General features: G+C 46.3%; 23 protein-coding genes and 2 pseudogenes. 3 read left to right on the top strand and 22 right to left on the bottom strand.

Annotated features, from left to right (window positions below; translation table 11 throughout):
* Positions 1 to 13 precede the first annotated feature (13 nt).
* Positions 14 to 244 (top strand): hypothetical protein, encoded by a 231-nt coding sequence (locus tag DXC10_RS06525; protein WP_075316814.1) that lies wholly within the window; start codon positions 14 to 16, stop codon positions 242 to 244.
* Positions 245 to 273: 29 nt separating this feature from the next.
* Positions 274 to 1074 carry a 23S rRNA (adenine(2058)-N(6))-methyltransferase Erm(F) gene (gene erm(F), locus DXC10_RS06520; RefSeq protein ID WP_075316813.1) on the top strand — a complete coding sequence of 267 codons (801 nt, stop codon included), beginning with the start codon at positions 274 to 276 and terminating at the stop codon, positions 1072 to 1074.
* 325 nt (positions 1075 to 1399) lie between these two features.
* Here the strand turns inward: erm(F) and DXC10_RS06515 are convergent.
* Positions 1400 to 1780 (bottom strand): annotated as a pseudogene (locus DXC10_RS06515) (hypothetical protein); the annotation flags it as partial.
* A 119-nt stretch (positions 1781 to 1899) separates the two neighbouring features.
* Here DXC10_RS06515 and DXC10_RS06510 point away from each other — a divergent pair.
* Positions 1900 to 2262: a hypothetical protein gene (locus tag DXC10_RS06510; protein WP_053078087.1), complete on the top strand. Its 363-nt coding sequence runs from the start codon at positions 1900 to 1902 to the stop codon at positions 2260 to 2262.
* 80 nt (positions 2263 to 2342) lie between these two features.
* On the opposite strand, the gene DXC10_RS16300 is transcribed toward DXC10_RS06510, so the two are convergent.
* From DXC10_RS16300 to DXC10_RS06410, 21 genes and pseudogenes are all read right to left on the bottom strand, one after another.
* Positions 2343 to 2498, bottom strand: a complete 156-nt coding sequence (locus tag DXC10_RS16300; protein WP_153093198.1) for a hypothetical protein — start codon at positions 2496 to 2498, stop codon at positions 2343 to 2345.
* Between the two features lie 21 nt (positions 2499 to 2519).
* On the bottom strand, positions 2520 to 3068 hold the full coding sequence (locus tag DXC10_RS06505; RefSeq protein WP_048317548.1) for a hypothetical protein: 549 nt from the start codon (positions 3066 to 3068) through the stop codon (positions 2520 to 2522).
* Positions 3069 to 3087: 19 nt separating this feature from the next.
* Positions 3088 to 4233: a relaxase/mobilization nuclease domain-containing protein gene (locus tag DXC10_RS06500; protein ID WP_231109653.1), complete on the bottom strand. Its 1146-nt coding sequence runs from the start codon at positions 4231 to 4233 to the stop codon at positions 3088 to 3090.
* Positions 4234 to 4349: 116 nt separating this feature from the next.
* Positions 4350 to 4559, bottom strand: a complete 210-nt coding sequence (locus DXC10_RS16495; RefSeq protein ID WP_228117327.1) for a hypothetical protein — start codon at positions 4557 to 4559, stop codon at positions 4350 to 4352.
* 416 nt (positions 4560 to 4975) lie between these two features.
* Positions 4976 to 5818: a hypothetical protein gene (locus DXC10_RS06490; RefSeq protein ID WP_117710692.1), complete on the bottom strand. Its 843-nt coding sequence runs from the start codon at positions 5816 to 5818 to the stop codon at positions 4976 to 4978.
* Between the two features lie 104 nt (positions 5819 to 5922).
* Positions 5923 to 6366, bottom strand: a complete 444-nt coding sequence (locus DXC10_RS06485; protein WP_117710691.1) for a helix-turn-helix domain-containing protein — start codon at positions 6364 to 6366, stop codon at positions 5923 to 5925.
* A gap of 25 nt (positions 6367 to 6391) precedes the next feature.
* The gene (locus tag DXC10_RS06480; RefSeq protein ID WP_117710690.1) at positions 6392 to 7531 is read right to left on the bottom strand and encodes a site-specific integrase; all 1140 of its coding nucleotides are present in this window, start codon (positions 7529 to 7531) and stop codon (positions 6392 to 6394) included.
* 339 nt (positions 7532 to 7870) lie between these two features.
* Entirely contained in the window at positions 7871 to 8596 is a 726-nt protein-coding gene (locus DXC10_RS06475; protein ID WP_048317560.1) for a helix-turn-helix domain-containing protein, read from the bottom strand.
* Positions 8597 to 8827: 231 nt separating this feature from the next.
* Positions 8828 to 10252: pseudogene (locus DXC10_RS06470) on the bottom strand (conjugal transfer protein TraG); the annotation flags it as partial.
* 122 nt (positions 10253 to 10374) lie between these two features.
* Complete coding sequence (locus DXC10_RS06465; protein WP_005816074.1) at positions 10375 to 10674, bottom strand: DUF4133 domain-containing protein; 300 nt, start codon at positions 10672 to 10674, stop codon at positions 10375 to 10377.
* Between the two features lie 48 nt (positions 10675 to 10722).
* On the bottom strand, positions 10723 to 11088 hold the full coding sequence (locus DXC10_RS06460) for a DUF4134 domain-containing protein (RefSeq protein ID WP_007837354.1): 366 nt from the start codon (positions 11086 to 11088) through the stop codon (positions 10723 to 10725).
* Positions 11089 to 11146: 58 nt separating this feature from the next.
* Positions 11147 to 11479, bottom strand: a complete 333-nt coding sequence (locus DXC10_RS06455) for a DUF4134 domain-containing protein (protein WP_005812854.1) — start codon at positions 11477 to 11479, stop codon at positions 11147 to 11149.
* On the bottom strand, positions 11476 to 11928 hold the full coding sequence (locus tag DXC10_RS06450) for a hypothetical protein (RefSeq protein ID WP_005812857.1): 453 nt from the start codon (positions 11926 to 11928) through the stop codon (positions 11476 to 11478). Before DXC10_RS06450 ends, DXC10_RS06455 begins: the two co-directional genes overlap by 4 nt.
* A gap of 221 nt (positions 11929 to 12149) precedes the next feature.
* Positions 12150 to 12920: a metallophosphoesterase gene (locus DXC10_RS06445; RefSeq protein WP_007837351.1), complete on the bottom strand. Its 771-nt coding sequence runs from the start codon at positions 12918 to 12920 to the stop codon at positions 12150 to 12152.
* Positions 12917 to 13543, bottom strand: coding sequence for a hypothetical protein (locus DXC10_RS06440; protein ID WP_229077372.1), 627 nt, complete (start codon positions 13541 to 13543; stop codon positions 12917 to 12919). The genes DXC10_RS06445 and DXC10_RS06440 overlap by 4 nt, the downstream gene beginning before the upstream one ends.
* Before the next feature lie 140 nt (positions 13544 to 13683).
* The gene (locus tag DXC10_RS06435; protein WP_005812863.1) at positions 13684 to 14655 is read right to left on the bottom strand and encodes a hypothetical protein; all 972 of its coding nucleotides are present in this window, start codon (positions 14653 to 14655) and stop codon (positions 13684 to 13686) included.
* 156 nt (positions 14656 to 14811) lie between these two features.
* Entirely contained in the window at positions 14812 to 15711 is a 900-nt protein-coding gene (locus DXC10_RS06430; RefSeq protein WP_005812865.1) for a toprim domain-containing protein, read from the bottom strand.
* Between the two features lie 200 nt (positions 15712 to 15911).
* Positions 15912 to 17018 (bottom strand): AAA family ATPase, encoded by a 1107-nt coding sequence (locus tag DXC10_RS06425; RefSeq protein ID WP_005812867.1) that lies wholly within the window; start codon positions 17016 to 17018, stop codon positions 15912 to 15914.
* Between the two features lie 2 nt (positions 17019 to 17020).
* Positions 17021 to 17362 carry an AlpA family transcriptional regulator gene (locus DXC10_RS06420; protein WP_005812869.1) on the bottom strand — a complete coding sequence of 114 codons (342 nt, stop codon included), beginning with the start codon at positions 17360 to 17362 and terminating at the stop codon, positions 17021 to 17023.
* A 43-nt stretch (positions 17363 to 17405) separates the two neighbouring features.
* Entirely contained in the window at positions 17406 to 17774 is a 369-nt protein-coding gene (locus DXC10_RS06415; RefSeq protein WP_004320284.1) for a helix-turn-helix domain-containing protein, read from the bottom strand.
* A gap of 133 nt (positions 17775 to 17907) precedes the next feature.
* Complete coding sequence (locus tag DXC10_RS06410; RefSeq protein ID WP_005812872.1) at positions 17908 to 18549, bottom strand: hypothetical protein; 642 nt, start codon at positions 18547 to 18549, stop codon at positions 17908 to 17910.
* Positions 18550 to 18850 lie beyond the last annotated feature (301 nt).

Here is an 18850-nt window from a genome sequence, read left to right as displayed (position 1 = left end):
AATTTTTTATTTTATGAAGAAAAATGGTAAGAATGAAGAACTTCAGTCTCGTCGTGAGTTCTTTAAGAGAGCCGCTAAAGGTGCTCTGCCTATTTTGGCTGGTGCAGCTCTCCTGTCAAGTCCTATCTTGTCAGAAACTGCAAATGCAATGTCATGCGCAGGATGTAACAACCGTTGTATGAACAGTTGCTTCAACACATGTCATGGTACTTGTAGCAGAACTTGCTCCGGTACTTATAAATAAAGTTAAATCAAAGTGTTGCGGAATTAAGGATGACAAAAAAGAAATTGCCCGTTCGTTTTACGGGTCAGCACTTTACTATTGATAAAGTGCTAATAAAAGATGCAATAAGACAAGCAGATATAAGTAATCAGGATACGGTTTTAGATATTGGGGCAGGCAAGGGGTTTCTTACTGTTCATTTATTAAAAATCGCCAACAATGTTGTTGCTATTGAAAACGACACAGCTTTGGTTGAACATTTACGAAAATTATTTTCTGATGCCCGAAATGTTCAAGTTGTCGGTTGTGATTTTAGGAATTTTGCAGTTCCGAAATTTCCTTTCAAAGTGGTGTCAAATATTCCTTATGGCATTACTTCCGATATTTTCAAAATCCTGATGTTTGAGAGTCTTGGAAATTTTCTGGGAGGTTCCATTGTCCTTCAATTAGAACCTGCACAAAAGTTATTTTCGAGGAAGCTTTACAATCCATATACCGTTTTCTATCATACTTTTTTTGATTTGAAACTTGTCTATGAGGTAGGTCCTGAAAGTTTCTTGCCACCGCCAACTGTCAAATCAGCCCTGTTAAACATTAAAAGAAAACACTTATTTTTTGATTTTAAGTTTAAAGCCAAATACTTAGCATTTATTTCCTGTCTGTTAGAGAAACCTGATTTATCTGTAAAAACAGCTTTAAAGTCGATTTTCAGGAAAAGTCAGGTCAGGTCAATTTCGGAAAAATTCGGTTTAAACCTTAATGCTCAAATTGTTTGTTTGTCTCCAAGTCAATGGTTAAACTGTTTTTTGGAAATGCTGGAAGTTGTCCCTGAAAAATTTCATCCTTCGTAGTTCAAAGTCGGGTGGTTGTCAAGATGATTTTTTTGGTTTGGTGTCGTCTTTTTTTAAGCTGCCGCATAACGGCTGGCAAATTGGCGATGGAGCCGACTTTTAGCACAAATGTTGAATAGAATTACTAATCTTCAACATTGCACAAAAGTTCAACCTCAAATCCGCAACTACGCGCCTAAATGATACAGAAGCGAAAAGAATCTGCATCGTTAGTAAAAGGGGGCACAGTGCAGTCACCATAAAGACATATAAATGCCCCTTACCCCACCATGCGACTTGAGGCAATACGCAAAATCACGACCATAAGTTGTCGGTGTCATCCAAAGTCATTCTGGGTAAGTTCCTTTATGGCTCTGAGAATCGTGTCGGCACTGCATGTGCGAAGTGTCGGATGAAGCGAGAGATGGTACATCAGATGAGTGGTGACATCCTCTATGCATGAGCCGCCACAGAAATAAACGCTCATAAGCGAACGGTTTCGTTAAGCCAGATGAGCAATGATGAGCTTGCTCGGGCATTGTCATGGCGAGAAACGGTCGGATAAAATCCAACGGATGATTTCGCTGTATTGATAACCATACAGCCTGCATCTCATACCGAGGGTTGAGTCGATTACAGATGAGAGATTGGAGTCAAATTGCTCCATTATTGAAAAAATTCCTTCAAAAGGAGAGAGGTTCTCAGATTTTATTGCTACCTTTGCCATGTCTGTCGGGTTTGATACATATTTTGATTTGCAACACTAAGATAGGTGAAAAATCTGACATAGCAAAATCCTGAGCAACTTTTTGTTGCTCAGGTACTTATAAAATAAGTTAAACTAAAATGCTGCGGAATTTAGGATATCTTGAAGAAGAACGTAATGAACAAATTAGAAAAGAAAATGAGAGACGATTCCAACAAGAGCAACAAAGGATAAACAATCAACGTCTTCATGAGATTAATGAACGTAATCGCATTGCTTTAGAACGGGAAAATGCGAGGAGAAGAGCAGAGGAAAAAAGAAAAGCGGAACAAAAGCGAAAAGAAACCAGTCGCACAAACACAAATGTTCCTCCGTCGCAACCGAAGAATAATCGTTGGTCAATAGGCTCTAATCCAACTCTTCTTCCACGAGCAACCTCATCAAAAACAGCAACTACAAAAACAAACTCATCTAATAAAACCGATGGAAAAGAGGGAAAGTAAGTAATCTTATTGCAAAATGAATTGTATATGCAGTCAATCGCCAGTCGGTTGGCTGCATTTTTTCTGTGTGCAAGGATGGTCTATTCGCCACCGATGGAGGGGCGGTTAGCACCGCTCGCCTCCAGATAGTCGTTTACTGCGTCACGCATGGTGAACTCTCTCATGCCTGTCTTTGCCCAGTAGATAAGGGCATCAACAGCGGCTTTTCTTGCCTTGCTGTATTCGTTGTCTGTCATGATTCTGATGTTTTGAGTTTTCTAAAAAAGTGTGATGCATATCCAAATGGTGATTTCAACAAAGATGATAGACCAACTTAGGAAAGCCAAGCCGAACATCCAGGCATAGGTGCTACCGTTGAAGTATGCACCCTCCTCGATATTGCGGATTCGTTTAAGCTCTTTCTGCTGGTGAGTGAACAGGTCGTTTATCCGCTTCTCATGCTCGTCAAGGGCTTGCTTGAAAGCAGAAATGGCGGTGTTGTTCCGCTTATCCAACTGGGCAACTCCTTCATCGTTGATGCCGACTTTGAGGTTGCTCTGCTCTGCCTTGACTATGGCATGGCATATACTATCCACGATGTTGTCCGTGCTCCTGTGGGCAGCCATAAGTGCCACTTTCGTTGATTCCAACCTCCGATAGGCATTGCCCAGTTCCTCCTTTGCCTCATAGAGTGCTTTCTTGGCTGATTCAATCTCTTTCAGGGTCACTTTGATTTCTTCCTTGCCACTCTCGATGTTCTCGTCCTCCTGCATCTGATTGTACAGGTTAAGCACATCCTGTGTGGCATCTTTCTTGTTTCTTCCCATACCGTTCTTGTTTGAAAAGTTATCGTTTCATGCCTCTCTTTATCGGCTTGCAGAGTGTGTTTGCTTGCATTGCGCAACGTCTTGCCCATTCACGGTCATCATCGTCCTTATCACGTCCCCAGCCACTGCCAGGACTGCCACCGCCACCACATGACTCAGACATCGATGTGGCAGCATCAAGGTAGTTCATGAAGAGCAGCATGGCTACATTCAGAATGTCAGTGTGGCTTGCGGATCCATTCTCGGGAACTTCGATACAACTGTTCATCGTGTCGTAAGCAGTTCTCGGCATGACTATGCTGAAACGCTCACCATCGACTTCAATAATCTTTCTCAATCCGGCAGGAAGGTCAGGTTTGGCAACATTGCTTGTACGAGACAGACCACCTTGCGATGCCGTATTTCTGCTGTCCAATGTGGTAGCGTTTGAAACAGAAGGAGAAGGTCTTTGACCAACTGCAACAGGTGTTGGCTGAGGGTGCAGCTTGCGGAAGGTATTCCCGATTTTCGATGCGGTGAGATTCCTTCCTACACCCAGTTCGGAAGCCTTGATGGTAGTTTTTCCGAACTTGAAGCGGTAGCCATGCACCCTGCCTTGACCATTCTTGTCACGGATAAGCTCGATGTCATATCCCTTTGCCCTCAATCGGTCGGCATATTCATCCCAATCAAAGAACGGCATTGAACGCAGCACATCCATACAGGCTTTGGTCACCTCTGCAATGCGTTCCTGACGAATATCCATGGCATCCTTCCAACCATGACGCTGATTGATGGCTTTCGCAGCCATCACGGCACGCTCACCGATGAACTTCACATCATTGAGATTACCGTCCATGTCGATGCGGTTCACCACCAGATGCAGGTGGGGAATGCCACTCTTGGAGTCACGGTGAAGGGCGGCAAAATATTGGGAGTTGGCTATGTTGGTCGGCTTGACCGAAGTTGCAGCCTTGCCTTTCTTCTTGCCGATGTGGTTCACCTTGGAGATACCATCCATCTCACGAATGAACTCGTCAAGGAATCTTCTCCAGTCCTCCATAGTCCAGTTACGTGCCTCCTCCTCAGATGGGGAAAGCTCAAAGCGGATGGACGTCAGTTCGATGGGCTTCTTGGCATACCTCTGCTTGAACATGGACTGATGCAGCACCATCTCGTCCCACATGCCCATCGGCGGCAGACCCTCGCTGAGATGGTTGGTCTTGACGATGTCCGCGCGATTGTTTTTGGTTGCGTAATTGGTCATTGCCTGACCATGCTGAATTGCTGACGCTTTTGCTATCATAACATATCCAAGAATTTGTCTCTAATGCGGCTCAATTCCTCTATCAGGGTGTTGATGCCTTGAAGCCAACGTTCCATGAAGTCGGCTCTCTTGAAGAGTTTTAGTCTCTCGGTCTGTGGCAGGGCATGAAGCGCATTGCGCACATAAACCAGTTCAGACCTTGCCCCGATTAAGCCCTTCAAGGCTTCCTCCTGCTCTGCGGTCATGGGTAGGGATGGCTTGTGTCCGATGCCTAAGTCATGAAGATATGTGCTCTTGCTCCTGCCTGACAGTCGGGCATTATGTACTACCAAGTCGTAGTGTTCTTCTGTGAAACGAACGTCAATGTGTCTGGTCTTCGGAGGTCTCTTCCTTGAGGTTTTCTCCGTGTTGTTATTCTTGTCTTTTGTCATTGTAGATGGGGTTTATAAAGTTTATACTTGATATAACAGGACAGCCAATGTGAGCCTGCGAACATTCAAGAATGCCAGTAGGAAGCGGTGGGCGAAGCGAAACCGTCTGACACTGGTACTTCTTGTTTAGACCTCCGAAAAAAAACTACGGCTAATAGAGGTAGCGGCTTCTGGATAGCTTGCCTGTCGGGAACGTCAATAGTCGAAATAAGGGAAAAGTAGAGATGACATCATGAGTGACTTGGGGTGATATGCGCGCCATGTCTCTCCGTGTGATCCTCGCATCGTCCTTCATGGGGCGGTGGCTGCAAGAGGTTGCCCTCGTCATCATAGACAGGAGACGGCAGCAACTCAATGGGTGATGCCCCTTCTCCTTGATTGCAGTCATCTTCTGACGGCTGTCCAACCTCATACTCAAAATGGTCATCACCTTCCTTTTCCCTTTGTTTGAAGTCTTGTGGTATCGGAGAAGGATCTGAAAGTCCATCCCCGATAACATGAGAATTAACGAAAGGGGAAGAGGTATTATAAGAGGCAGGAACATGGGGCTGCAGAATGTCAGTAGTGGCAGGATTGACGCTGCTGTCTTTCTGCTGACCTATGCCATTGGAAAGATTGCCTTCCGAAGAGCAAGCGGTATCGGATGGGACATTGGACACCGATTCCTCTTGGGTGGCGGAAGTCACGGATTGACGGTTGTAGAAGGGGTTCTTGATGGCTTCCTTGATGCCGTCAACGTACCAGAAGGCGATGCATAGTATCGTATGTATGGAGGTGCGGTTGTTCCTCTCGGTTGAGAGGATGCCCACCTGATTGAACAGTTCCACCACCTTTGCCGCTGTCTTGCGGTCACACTTCCAAAGGGCAGACAGTTCAACGGTTGAGATGGCAAACTGCCCGATGGAGAGTGAAGCGGAGAAGCCTGTCTTCTGATAAACACTTGGCTTGGTGGAAGCCATTGATACAAAAGTGTCGAAGGCAGTCATGCGGTGGAAACCCTGCCTGTCATCCTTTAAGAAATCGAGCTGTTCCTTGGTCAGCAGGATTCCGTATTTTATGCTTTGGTTACTCATCTTGAAAAACGGATTATAAGTGAAACGGATTACTCAGCAAAGAAAGAATGAATAGTTTCTCTTTTCCCTTTCGTAAAAAGTAGATTACATGATTCTCTTATCCGTCATGTCATTCTTTCCCCATTAGGAATTTTCTCATCCTTGTCCCTCTTCATGGAGGCAGGCTTGTTCTTCTTGCTCTTCTGTAACATTGCCAGATGAGCCTCGAAGTCTGCCTGTTCCTCCTGGGTCGGTTCGTAAGGCTTGTCCCAAGAGCCACCTGACTCAATCCACTTTATCAACTGGTCTTTGAAGAAGTAGAGCGTGTTGCCTCTCTTGTAGAATGGGATGCGTCTTTCAGATGTGTAAGCATAGAGCGATGAGACCTTCTTTCGGACGAAGGCACTTGCTTCTCTGATGTCCATAAGAACATGGTCATTCTCGCACGGAACATTGCCTATTCTCTGACCAATGTCATCAAGACGAGTCATCATCGTATTGACCTTGGTCAGAAGTTCGCCAACTGCAGTGGGCAGCTGGTCGAACGATAATGATTTGTTTTCTTCCATTTGTTATCCTGATTATTTTATTCACTTATGTCTGGTCACTCTCTGCTTTGGTTGGCATCTTGAGAGAGATACGTTCTGCTGCATCACGTTTAAGCTCGTCCACCACATCGGCATACACCTGAGTAGTGGCAAGATTGCTATGGGTAAGCAGCTTGCTCACAGTGTAGATGTCCGTTCCCTCTGCCAACTGCAAGGTGGCAAAGGTATGACGGAAGCAGTGGAAGGTGATGTGTTTCTCGATGCCGGAAGCCTTTATCCACGGTTTGAGATACAATGCCACTGTACTGTTCGTGAGATTCTTGAACACCTGTCCAGTGCTTCGCTCGCCACAGAGCTGCAAAGCCTCTTCGCTGATAGGCAGGATTGCAGCGGTGGAAGTCTTCTTTGTGATAATGTCCATTCCCCAGCCGCCATCAGCCAACTTGACGATATTCTCCCACTGGAGTCTGATGCAGTCAGAAAGGCGAAGACCTGTAAGGCAGGAGAAGAGACCTGCACGGCGAAGGACATCACTCTTGCAAGGAGTCTGAGACAACTGCAACAACTCTTCCTTGGTGAGGAACTGCCGCTTGTTGCCATGAGCCTTGGCACGCACAAGTTTCTTGGCGATATTCTCTTTGAGCAGTCCGTCCTCGTATGCGATGGCAAGGATGCACTTCAACTTGGTAAGGTTGTTGTTGGCTGTTGTTCCCATCATGCGCTTGCCGTTGTGCATACAGGCATCCGACAACAGGTAGTCGAGGAATCCCTGGCAGTACGGAACGGTAAGGTCGCAGAAGCGGCACTCGCCATGCGTGTAATTGTGGAAGTGCATGTAGGCGGTTGCCCAGTTCTGGCTGCTGCCACGCTCAATCATGAGGTTCTTGAAATATTCCAAGAAGCTCTCCTTGCCCTTGTTGCGGTCGAGGAAGCCATACTCCTCATTGATGATGGACTCAGTCCTGCGGCACTTGATGATTTCCGCTTTCTGAATCATACTTTTGTTGTACTCCTGCTGAAAGCGTTCAACAGGGTTGGTGTAGATGTAAAGACCAAGGTACTCCCTGCGTGAGAGCTTGCCTGTCTTCGGGTTGCGGATTGGAGGATAGAAATCCAGATAGAGGGAAGTCTGTCCGTTCTTGATAGGTCGTTTCCGCACGGTGACCTTTGTACAAATGTTTGTCATATTGTTACTATTGTATTATTGTTTATGATATATATCTGTGGATGCGAATAGCCTTCGCTGCAACGCTTTAACTCTCAAATCCGATGCAAAGTTAGATTGCCGTGAAAAGAGAAAAGCAAAGATGGCTTCAAATACAGCCAGAATTTAACCTGAATTTGCTTTTGAGTATGATTTTACGCTCAAAATCAGACTAAAAGCAGGTATTGGATGCGTTTTTTGTCTTATATCCGTTACTCTGCGTTGTGGGTTTGTTTCGACCGACATGGATGGGTGCTGCATAGCAATTGCAACGGCATGGGTCGTATATGAGTTTGTTTGAACCATCTCTTGACTTGTGTCTCACTTCCGTTTTGCCTTGGTCGTAGTACTGCTTTTCTCTGCCTTCTTGCGTGCAGCCTCCCAGTCTGCTTTCAGATAGTAGTTGGCTCTTCCGCCTTTGAACTTTCGGATTCTCACTCCATGGGTCTCCGCAAATCTGCGTACCTGTGTCTTGCCTAATCCGTAGAGTTTCATGATGTCGAAGCAGGTGTACCAGTCATCGGAAATGTTCTTACCCTGTTCTTCATTATAAAGCCCGATAACCCTTTCCACGTCTTCTTTCTTGAAGCAGGTCGTTCCCCATGCGTGAACTGACTGGAGTTGGTAACGATTGCGGACTTCATAGAATCTTCCATACTTGATATTAAAGGTGCTCAACACCTCTGCCATTGTGTAATGGGTGTCGTGGGTTACTCCATCAGGTGCTCTTTCACCAGCCCTGGGAGTCTTGCGACACTTTGCCAACTTGTTGACTGAGCCAGTCTCGGCATCTTTTAGCCTCTGTGCTTTCTTGGACGTTGCTCCTTCTAACGATAGGGAAGAAGGGAGAACCACCTGATAACCTTGTCCCTTGGCTATTTCAAGAAGGTCTTGCAAATAGATCCTGGTCATGCGTGTACCGAAATTTACGGCTCTTAGCCTGCCTTGACGAATAAGACTGCGTACTGTCTTGACGCTGATGCTTACTGCCTGCGCTGTTTCCTCTACGGACATCAGCACGATTGGAATGCGAGTTGTAGTATTCATTTTTACCGTTATTTTTGAATTTTGCAGTGACTCATGGGGGATGGTCCTTGACGGAAACTTTTAAGAGGAAACAAGGGGAAATAAGAGGAAATAAGAACCCTCATTAAGAACCGTGTGTCCCTCTGCCCATGGTACAACCGTGGTACAAAATTACTATAAACGGATGAAACTCGCAATAGGCGGTTGGAGCGTTATGTTAATGAATATGTATTGAAAATGAGCTATTTATGACGTTTCTCTAAGTTTTGTTTGGAGTTCTTTTCGATGCGTTTTAGTCCATATGACATGCATGTGGAACGACTTGCCGCTGCCCGAAGGACCCAAACAAAAAAAGTTCGAGTTGTCGGTCAGCTTCTCCTTTCCCTCCTTTCCTGTGATGTCGATGGCTACGGGCACACCTTGGCGGTCGGTATAGTATATCTTCAGCGGGGTGTCCTCATTATGCACGATGCGCTCCTTGTACATCAGACAGGTGGCGGCATCGCCGAGGGTGAGGAATCGGTCGTAGTCGGCATTCATGCCATAGCAGTTGCCGGGGAAAGAGTTGACGAACAGCTCCAACTGGTTGTAGGCCCGCTTGCTGATGTGGATGCCCATGCGCGAGAAGGAGTTTTCGAGATGGTTGGTGCATTTCTGTATGTCGGTGTCGCCGCTCACTGCCACCACGAGGTTGTAGTGGGTATAGACGAGCTGCTTGCTCTCACGGGCTATCACCTCCTGCACACGCTTGATGTCCTCTACAGCCATCAGGTTGCTGGGGTTGGGCATGGAGGCATGGCGGTTTTTCTTCTTGTCGAGTAGGGCAAGCTCACGCTTCTGGTTGGGCACGAACACCATCTGGTTGAACACCACGCAGTCGGCTCCGGGCACGCTATCGACGATGCTCACGAGATCAACGGGCATACTGGTGTTGTTCACCTCGATATTTGCGTAGGGACGGATGACCGACGGCAAGTTGGCATAATCCACATCCACAAGGCTATACACCTTGCAGCTACGGTCCCCCATGCCGATGGTCTCGTCATCGACCTTGAAGTTGGTCATCGACACCACCTTGTCACGGAAGTTCATGGAGAAGAAACGGTCCACATACTCGCAGGCTTCCGTTTTGCCGAGGAATCGGGACTTCACGCCGGCATCCCTCAGCTGGTCGTGCACCTTGCGTATCTTCACCAAGAAGTCACGCCATTTCTTGTTGTCGAACGACATCAGACGGCTCTTCTTGTTCTCCTGTGTGATGGTGAGGTAGCAGACGCTGTCGGTAAAGGGTCTGCCGTTGAAATAGCGGAAGTAACTCTCGCTCAGGAACTCATGATTTCCACCGTTCTCTTCCTTGAATGCCTTCCTCACAAACACGTCCTGCTTGTGCAGCGCATAGCCTTCGCCCAAGGTCTGGGCAAGGGCGGCGAAGAGGTGGGTGAACTCATAGTAGGCCTCGATGTTGGCGGAATACTTCTGCACAGGGTTCTCCATCTTCAGAACAGCGGAGTATTCGCCCGTCTTGGTATAGAGCACGCCGATGCCATCCACTTCCTCGATGGAGAAGTAGATGTCCTGGAAGATGCGCTTGCGCTTCCCTCCCGTGCCGAATGCCTTGACACTGATGGCCATGCCCACGCAGATGGCTGAGAATATGAGTATGATGTATAGGGTCATTGTTCTTTTTCTTTTTTAATCGCAAAAAGGCGGGCGCACCCTCATGCGTGATGCCCCCACCTCCATTCACTTACAATCATTGATAGCTTTCCACTTGGACATAATGGATTCTCTTTTTTGTTTTACACTTTCTTTGAATAGGCATAGATGAATATGCCGTTGTCACTCTTCTTGCTGTGCAAGCCCTTGCGCTGCTTCATGACGATGAGAACGCCACCGACAGCTACGGCGAGGACTAGCAGCACGAGTCCTGCCACGAAACCGAAGATGCAGTAGCCGAGGATGAAACCCGCAACGGCTCCTCCTGCGGTGGCTGCCGCCCAGTAGATGTAGCGTCCCTGCAACCCGAAGAACTCCAATGGACGTTGCAGTCCCTTGAAAATGGGATAATCCGGAAAACGCTCTTGCTTTGTATCTGCCATAACTGTCAGTGTTTTAACGTTCTACATACTCACAATCTCACGCTGCGTTTAACCTCCAATGCCGAAGAACAGAGGCAGTGCCTGGGCTGCTGCAATGAGGAAAATACATGCGCCGACGACCATCATGATCTTCTTTTTCACGTCCTGTTCCTCGTTGTTCATGGCGATGTAAACGCTTATGGCTCCGACAATTGCAACGACACCTGCAATGGCATAGCAGAGCTTCACCACGATAGGTACATACTTGGCAATCTCCTCCGTCACTGTGGTAAGCGCGGTCGTTCCTGCCGAGTAGTCGCCGGCTGCGTTCTGTGCCATTGCTGCGGTGGTGCCGACAAGCAACATCAGGGCGAGCGTTTTCATGCGCTGTGAAGAGAAGAATCCCTTCACCTTCTTGTTAATCCTTTCAAACATTCTTTTTACCTTTTAATTTGTTACACTTTGAGTTATCTTATCTCGTATCACCTGTATCTCAAATCTGATAACCGAAGAAAGCGGGGAAGACGATGGTCGCTCCTATGAGGAACAGGCAGGCTCCCACCAGCATCATGATGTTCTTCTTCACTCCTTCTTCGCCCGTATTCATCTTTATATATATCTGCAAGGCGCTGACTATGACCACGATGCCCGCCACTGCATAGCACAGATAAACGATATAGAGCATCATCGTCACGGCATAGTCATGGGCACTCGCAAGTGCGTCCGCTCCCCAGCTGTAGTCCACGTTGCCACACTTAGCACTGGCCAGAGCTGGGGTTAAAGCGGCATATAATGATAGAAATGCACTTCTTGTTTTTGACATCATATCTCATTATTGAGTGATTCCACCTTGACCATGTCACGTCCATTGTGACGAAGACCGCGGGCGATGATGGTGTTGTTCAATTCTTCCGAATACATGGGGTCGGAATAGGTGGTATTCACTTCCTCCATCTTCTTCTCGATTGCGCTTTGTATCTTTTCAAGCACATGAGGCTTGCTCTCTTCCGCAGTGGCGGCTGCCTCCTCTGTAGGCTCTGCAAGCTGCTTCTCCTCGTAGGCTGTCTCATATTGGTTGTCGCCTACGCTGAAACCACCGTCGCTCTCGCTGACCGCTATCGACTCTTCCTCGTCGGTCATGTCACTGACATCAAACGACTCGCCCTGTGACTTCTCGTCCTTGGGCTTTCCGTACAGATCCTGCACGATGATGACCGTATAGTAGATGACATAGATTATGGTCACGACAATGGCGAATATTACAAATGACTTCATATTTTCAAGTTTGATTTTACTATGGTTTGGCTTATTGCCGATGCAAAGGAACTACCTTTTCTTCAATCTTAAACCGAAATGACTTTCCGCGGAGCCAAATCTTAACTCTAATTTTGATTACACTCGCAATCATACTCAAAAATCAAACTCGAAAGGCACAAAAAAAGCCCTTCCGATAGGGAAGAGCTTGTAAAGAGGGTGGATGAAAAAAATGTGGATGGCTATATGGTCAGGTACTTGCCATGGGAGAAGTCCTGATGTTCGTTAGAGAAAACATAGCCCAACTGGTTGGACAAGCATTGGGTGTTGCCTATCCTGGCATCGATGTTGGTGTGCGAATGTCCGTATATCCAATAGTCTATGCCGCTATCGGTGATATAGTCCTCCAACTCTACGGTGAACGCCACGTTTGCCTTGCTGCCTTGAAACTTTGGGTGGAGCATACGGAACGATGGTACATGATGGGTGACAACAATCTTATGGGCTGCTTGCGAATATGCCACTGCATCCTTGATAAAGGTGAGGCAACGTTCATGCTCAGCATTGAATTGGGCATGGGTCATCAGCTCACCTTTATATAATATACGGCGGAAGTCGCTTATCACTTGCTCGGTGAAGTAAGCGTCCTCCAAAGGAATCCTCGACCAAAGGGTGGAGAGGATGATGTCGGTGTCGCCAATCCTCGCAATACCGTTGTAGTGGCTGAATACATTGGGACGTACCTCCAAGAGATAGCCGTCGGGCAGTGTCGCCACATCATAATATTTGTAGAACTCATGGTTGCCCATGCAGCAATGCACCTCCTTGTAGTTCTCCGATGCCCAGTCCCAAAAGGGATGCTTGGAGTAGTTGTCATCGCCGAGATAGCCGATGTCGCCGGCAAGCAGCAGTATGTCGCCCGTCACCTCCAAGGGGTGGGCTTTCAGATACCGCCAATTGTCGGCAAACTCCAGATGCAGGTCGGATGCGTATTGTATCTTCATATTGGTCATGCTTCTATAAACAATTCATCCAGTTGATCTAACAGTCCGGTCACAAATGCCTCGTCTTGACCGAGTGACTTTGACAATGGTTCTGCGAGAGTTGACCAGTCGGCTCTGATGGAGGCGACAAACTCCCTTATACATGCCACTATTGAAGCAGGAGCCTCAATGTTGTCCTCAGTCATTATGACCACATTTTTCAGGATGTCCGAACGGTGCTTCTTGATGTCTTTGGTGTTCACATGCTTGCCGTCCCGCTTGTCTGCCATGAGATTTAGGTAGGCTCTTGCCTTCAGTGCTATCAAGGCAGCGGAATTGGCATGGCGTATGCCATCAGTCAGTTGGCTGTGTGCGATAGTAAAGTGATAGTAATCATCGTCCATGATGATGGCACTAAGACTCGACACATCTTCATCGGTCGGGATAGGTTCTATGACAAATCCCTTTGGCTCTCCAAGCACGTCGGGGTGGCGTGACAGCAGTTCTATCATCTCGGGATAGCCGTCTTTACCATCAAGGAAACGATACATTTCATACCTTGGTGGCTCACCAGCCTCCTGTTTCCTCTTTTCAGGTCGATAGCCAGCCTCCCGCACAAACTGCCAGAAGCGATTGGCGAAAGCCTCGGTCATGTTCTCTACGATGACTATCATGTCGATGTCGTGTGTGGCGCGTGGACGCACCACGGTATTGGTCATGGTGATGTCACAGGCTGCTCCGCCTATCACCACATAGTTTTCTGAGTATTCCGCAAATGCTTCACGGAACTTGACTAATCCTTCCATTTCTGTTCACTGATTATTCGTTCTACTTCTTTTTCTACTCTCGGATCATCATCATCTCTCAACGAAAGGACAAGGGAAAGGCGATCAACCCACTGGCTTTTGTCGCCCATTTTGCTGACAACAGGGTATTTCCATACCTCTATGATATAGTTGCCGTCATAGATGTTGGGATTCTCCATGACATCAGCCGACTTGACGGCACGATATTCCTTGCTTGTCATCATTATCATCTCTTCCCGGTCACGATTAAGCATGGAATAATGTGCCAGGGCATTGATGCCGCATACGGGGTATTCCGCATCCAAGCGTATGTCATCGCAAAAGATGCGGTTCTCCACAGGTGACAGCAAGACGTTCTGAGCCTTGTCCCACAGTTCCTTGCCCTTCAACTCGAAGTGTACCACCTTGCTGCGCTGTCCGTTCTGAATCTTTTGACACAGTCCTACATCTTCAAGACAGGTGACACCCAACGTGACGCTTTCGTAAGAATATGGAAGCAACGGTGCAATATCCCTTGGCGACATTCCTTCAATACTGCCCACCTGTAGGTGATAGAGTAGTATGTATTGCGCCACAGGGGTCAATACTTCGGCAATCTTCCTGTTGCTTGTCTTCTCCAATGCTATGATGCCTGGCAGATGGGCATATTCCTCGGACATGACAAAGAAGACTCCTTTGTCTGCCAGTCTGTGTCGCTCGTAGGTGGGTCCGGGCGCAAGGATAAACACCGCAGGCAGTCCCAGGGCTTCGGTCAACCGCTTGCCCGTGATGGCGCAAGTCCGTGGAGAGGGATTGCCCTTCTTGGGCTCAACGAACAGCAGGGGCGTGCCTTGGTATGTGCCATCATAGAAACGGTATGAGAGTTTCTCGCCAACCGTGATGCCTTTCAGGCTTTCCTTGGCACGAGGTTCCACCTCAAAGCGTCTGCCCAATATCCTTATTTCTTTTTTCAATTCCATTCTGCTACATTTTAATAATGTATTAAAACGATGCAAAAATAAGGATAATAATTGAGAATCAAGCATGTTTGGGCGAAAAAGTGCAGATTTGATATGTAATTTCAATGCATTTGAGCCATTTTTGCATCAAATGATGGTGTTTTCGTCTTTATAATGTCATTCAGATGCCGTTCGTTTCTTCCTCATCAGATAGTCGTTGACATCCTTGTAGTCGGCATATCTGAAGGACTCGTCCGTCACCCTGTACTCGAATACATTGCTGATGCTCTCAACCGTCTTGCGTCCTGCCTGGTCGTTGTCGAGGAAGCAATGGATGTGGGTGTAACGGTCAAGGTAATGCAATGCCTGTTTGAGGTTGGCGACTGAGTTCAGTATCATATAGTCGCAAGGGCTTTCAACGACAAACCATCGGTCTTGCTGTTTAACGAGGGTCATATAAGCAAGGAAGTCCATGAAGCCCTCAAAGACCAGACAACCGTTTTGCCACTCGTTGAACGTATGGGCAAGCAGGGTGATGTCCTTATGCCCGATGCAGCCCTTGAAATAGGGATTGCGCACCTCATGTCCTTCACTCAGATTGCCAAAGGCAATGCCATAGTAATGTTTTTGCTCAACCTTGTAGTGTATCTCCCTGCAATACATCCTGCCAATGGTGATGTCTATCCGTCGGCTACTGAAATAGGACAGCAGAGAATGGTTGCTCAGTGGGAGCAGCTTCACATCGTTCATCTTGGTTGTCGTGTATTCCTTGGCTGCGATAGCGGTCTCGATTGCCTTATCCACAGTGGCAATACTCTTGGACGCAAGGTAGGCAAGGGCATCGGAAACGGATTGTTTGTTATACATACGCTTTACCAGCTCCACAAGGTCACCGCCCTCCTTAATGGCGTAGTCGTACCACAGGTTCTCCTTCTTGCTGACCTTGAACGATGCGGTCTTCTCGTCCCTGAAGGGTGACAGATACCAGTAGGCATTGCCCTTCTTCTTTTTCAGCGTTACATTCTCCTTGTCTAAGAAGTCTATAATGCTCAGTTTCTTCGATTGTTCAATATTCATTGTACTTTCATTTGTTCGGTTTTACTTTGTCCATGGAAACAGTTTACTTTACCCTTTCTCCTATATAGGCACACCCGTAAACTAAACCATTTGCTAAACTACTTTTCCGCTTCCCAATTCAGCCTCCGATTTCGGTTTACTTTGGCCTTATTTCTTATATATAGGTACGGACGTAAACTAAACTGGTTTCTGAACTGTTTTTATTCCTCTTCATGGAACAGGTCAATCTCGGCAGGTGTATATCCGAAATAGTAATGATTATCCCGCTTCACTATGAGCTTTTGCTCGTTAATCAGGTATTTCAGCATTTTGATGATGACGCTTCTGCCACGCTTAAAGCCAATGTCTGCATAGGCTTGCGTTAATTCCTCCACCATGCGATCGAATCCTTTGATAGGTTTCTCCTTGAATGCAGCCGTCAGCGCCTCGTTATGCTGTTCGGATGTCAAGTCTTGGTAAGTAAACCTTGACGGTTGCTTGTCACCTTCTTCCTTCTCCGGCGTGTGCTCGACAATCTCTGGCAACCCTTCCTCATTGACTGTAAAGGCAAACGGCTTGAACTCCTTCTCACGGATGTGCATCGCCTTCACCTCGCTGATGTCGGGATTGGTGGTGCTCTTGGTGATGACAAGCACCGTCTCTGCCTTGTTGTTCATCTCCGTACCGATATGCCCGCGCACGTTATTGTCGCCCTTGTTCTGATGCAATACGCAATGGATGTGCAGGTCATACTTTGATGACCATTCCATCATCTTGTTGATGACCTCGACCGATTCTCCCGCATTGTTGATGTCGAGAAGCAGGTCTCTGATTCCGTCGATGATGACCAGTCCATAGCTTTGGTCTTGGGCAAGCGCATAGTCTATGACCTCTATCCTGACGGAGGGCGTGTACTCTCTCAGACAGATAAAGTCAAGGTTCTCGTTGTCGATGCTTGTAGGTAGACCAGCGAGCTTCAGGATGCGCTCCAGCACATTATGGCAGTGATAGCGGCTCTGCTCCGTATCTACATACAGTATCTTGCGTTTCCCCTCTGGCAGACTGGCGCGATAGTTCAGTACCTTGCCGTTGGCGAGGGAAGCGGCTACCAAGGCAGACACGTTGAAGGTCTTTTTCGCCTTTGCCTTACCAGTAGAAGCACTGAAGTTGCCCAATGTGGCTATGCTGGAATTATCAACCCATATAATCTGAGGAGGTGTTTTATAAGTATCTGTTGCCTTTATCAACGATTCGCTCAATATGCGATTGAGACGCTGTACTCCTTCCTCTTTTGAGTTAGGCTGTACATGTTTGTTATTTTCTTCCATTTTCATTCTTTCGGATTATCAATTTCTATTTTCGTTACCATTCCAATGACCTCTTGTTTGTTTTGGAGCAGCCACTTGTCGATTTCTTCTCTATTAAAATACAGCATTTTTCCCCTTGGCTTATAGTGTGGAACTTCTTTTGCGGCTGTAAGTTTGTATAGCAGGCTTTCAGAAACACCAATATACTTACATGCTTCGTCAAACCCCAAGACGGTTTTGGTCTGCTTGACCATCTTCTCCAATTCCTCGATTCGCTCTATTAGTTTGTCAATAGGTCCCAAAGCCTCCAAACTGTCTTCTATTGCGACAATTCGCTCATAGAGTCTAAAATGTCTTTCATTCATGTGTCACGTACCTTAATTAAATTGTTTACAGACAGTAGCACGGTTATATTAGCCGTCTATTCTTTCTTTGTGTAGATAGTACATATTCCTCTGCTTCTCTTTGAATCTCGTTCTTCGATTTGCCCTTGGTTCCTTGAAGCCATTCATCTATCTCAGATTTGAGGAACATGATGCGTTTGCCTCTCTTGTGAAACGGTATTTCCCGATTGCTTGTCCAGCAATATATGGTATGCTCTACCGGATGTGTTGGGAGATAAGCACATAATTCAGCAACCGTAAACCATGTTTCTTCTTTTTCTGATTGAACAAGTTCATATATACCATCAATCTTGTCTTCTAATGATGACAGCTTTTTCAGTACCCCCGTTATAGCGTTGGGAATATCTTCAAATCTTATACTATTTTCTTCCATGCTAATTATTTTTTATGATTTTTGATGCAAAGTTATGGGGAGACTGTCACTAAATAGAAAAAGTAACGTGATAGTAAGGCAGTATCAACCAAACTATCACGTTTTTACTTTCATTTAGCAGAATTATTGTGATTTATTCCTCTCTTAATATCTGTTCGATGGATTTGCAGATGGCATATTGACTTGCTGTCATGGAAACGTTTCTTCTTATCCTTGAAAGAGAAGAGGAAAGACAACTTGAAGTTATGAATTTCTCTGTTCCATCCTTTTTGATACTGGTTAAGAAGCGACCTTCTCCCATGACATATTGCCAATTATTGTTTATCAAATGGTATTGAGCCATAGCGTCAAACAGTACGGCTACATTACGTACATTCTTTACACGGATAGATGCGTCCAAGTCGCACTTGAATAGGCGACACAACTCGCTACGCACATCACTGTTGTCGGCAAAATCAAATATGTCGTGACTTTGGACAAGTTCTACCAACAAATCCATCTGTCTGTCTGACAATTGGCATCCCAAAGTGAGGATGGACGATTTCTTTCGGGTAAGGATTGGCAGACCAGTACCCACATGTTGAAGAAACAACTCAATAAGTTCCTGCTTGGAATAATCTTCTTTTTTCTTGATTATTGACACACACTTAGAGTCTCTAAACAAAGTACCAATAATGCCAATTGCCATCTGTCGCGAGTTCTTACAACGTGCACAATCACAGTCAATATATTGGTGACTGCGCTCAAATAGTTCTATGAAGTACTCTGTCTTCATATGATTCTTTTCAGCTTGAAGATACCAACTTCTTGCGATCTCAAACAACTCATACAGTTCTCTGTAGAAGTCTTCTGTACACTCCACATGTTTGTGGACACGCTTGCTCTCTTCAAAAAGAGAGAAGCCAAAAAAGGCTGTCTTTTTTCATTTTTATCTGTTTATTGTTATAAATGTTTGGTTTCCACGAAAGGTTAAAGTGCCAAAACAATAGCATCATTACATAGAATGTTGAAAATGAAAGGCACTAAAAACCACCTGTACAATAAAGGACTTATTGATACAAGTGGTCTTCTATACT

Origin of the sequence: Bacteroides sp. OM08-11 (assembly GCF_003438665.1) — a bacterium.
GTDB lineage: Bacteria > Bacteroidota > Bacteroidia > Bacteroidales > Bacteroidaceae > Bacteroides > Bacteroides cutis.
This window is presented reverse-complemented; position numbering and strand designations above follow the sequence as displayed.

Coding starts and splice junctions, on each gene's coding strand:
- DXC10_RS06525 (WP_075316814.1), top strand. CDS start 14: ATGAAGAAAAATGGTAAGAATGAAGAACTTCAGTCTCGTCGTGAGTTC.
- DXC10_RS06510 (WP_053078087.1), top strand. CDS start 1,900: ATGCTGCGGAATTTAGGATATCTTGAAGAAGAACGTAATGAACAAATT.
- DXC10_RS16300 (WP_153093198.1), bottom strand. CDS start 2,498: ATGACAGACAACGAATACAGCAAGGCAAGAAAAGCCGCTGTTGATGCC.
- DXC10_RS06505 (WP_048317548.1), bottom strand. CDS start 3,068: ATGGGAAGAAACAAGAAAGATGCCACACAGGATGTGCTTAACCTGTAC.
- DXC10_RS06500 (WP_231109653.1), bottom strand. CDS start 4,233: ATGTGGGACGAGATGGTGCTGCATCAGTCCATGTTCAAGCAGAGGTAT.
- DXC10_RS16495 (WP_228117327.1), bottom strand. CDS start 4,559: ATGACCGCAGAGCAGGAGGAAGCCTTGAAGGGCTTAATCGGGGCAAGG.
- DXC10_RS06490 (WP_117710692.1), bottom strand. CDS start 5,818: ATGAGTAACCAAAGCATAAAATACGGAATCCTGCTGACCAAGGAACAG.
- DXC10_RS06485 (WP_117710691.1), bottom strand. CDS start 6,366: ATGGAAGAAAACAAATCATTATCGTTCGACCAGCTGCCCACTGCAGTT.
- DXC10_RS06480 (WP_117710690.1), bottom strand. CDS start 7,531: ATGACAAACATTTGTACAAAGGTCACCGTGCGGAAACGACCTATCAAG.
- DXC10_RS06475 (WP_048317560.1), bottom strand. CDS start 8,596: ATGAATACTACAACTCGCATTCCAATCGTGCTGATGTCCGTAGAGGAA.
- DXC10_RS06465 (WP_005816074.1), bottom strand. CDS start 10,674: ATGGCAGATACAAAGCAAGAGCGTTTTCCGGATTATCCCATTTTCAAG.
- DXC10_RS06460 (WP_007837354.1), bottom strand. CDS start 11,088: ATGTTTGAAAGGATTAACAAGAAGGTGAAGGGATTCTTCTCTTCACAG.
- DXC10_RS06455 (WP_005812854.1), bottom strand. CDS start 11,479: ATGATGTCAAAAACAAGAAGTGCATTTCTATCATTATATGCCGCTTTA.
- DXC10_RS06450 (WP_005812857.1), bottom strand. CDS start 11,928: ATGAAGTCATTTGTAATATTCGCCATTGTCGTGACCATAATCTATGTC.
- DXC10_RS06445 (WP_007837351.1), bottom strand. CDS start 12,920: ATGACCAATATGAAGATACAATACGCATCCGACCTGCATCTGGAGTTT.
- DXC10_RS06440 (WP_229077372.1), bottom strand. CDS start 13,543: ATGACCGAGGCTTTCGCCAATCGCTTCTGGCAGTTTGTGCGGGAGGCT.
- DXC10_RS06435 (WP_005812863.1), bottom strand. CDS start 14,655: ATGGAATTGAAAAAAGAAATAAGGATATTGGGCAGACGCTTTGAGGTG.
- DXC10_RS06430 (WP_005812865.1), bottom strand. CDS start 15,711: ATGAATATTGAACAATCGAAGAAACTGAGCATTATAGACTTCTTAGAC.
- DXC10_RS06425 (WP_005812867.1), bottom strand. CDS start 17,018: ATGGAAGAAAATAACAAACATGTACAGCCTAACTCAAAAGAGGAAGGA.
- DXC10_RS06420 (WP_005812869.1), bottom strand. CDS start 17,362: ATGAATGAAAGACATTTTAGACTCTATGAGCGAATTGTCGCAATAGAA.
- DXC10_RS06415 (WP_004320284.1), bottom strand. CDS start 17,774: ATGGAAGAAAATAGTATAAGATTTGAAGATATTCCCAACGCTATAACG.
- DXC10_RS06410 (WP_005812872.1), bottom strand. CDS start 18,549: ATGAAGACAGAGTACTTCATAGAACTATTTGAGCGCAGTCACCAATAT.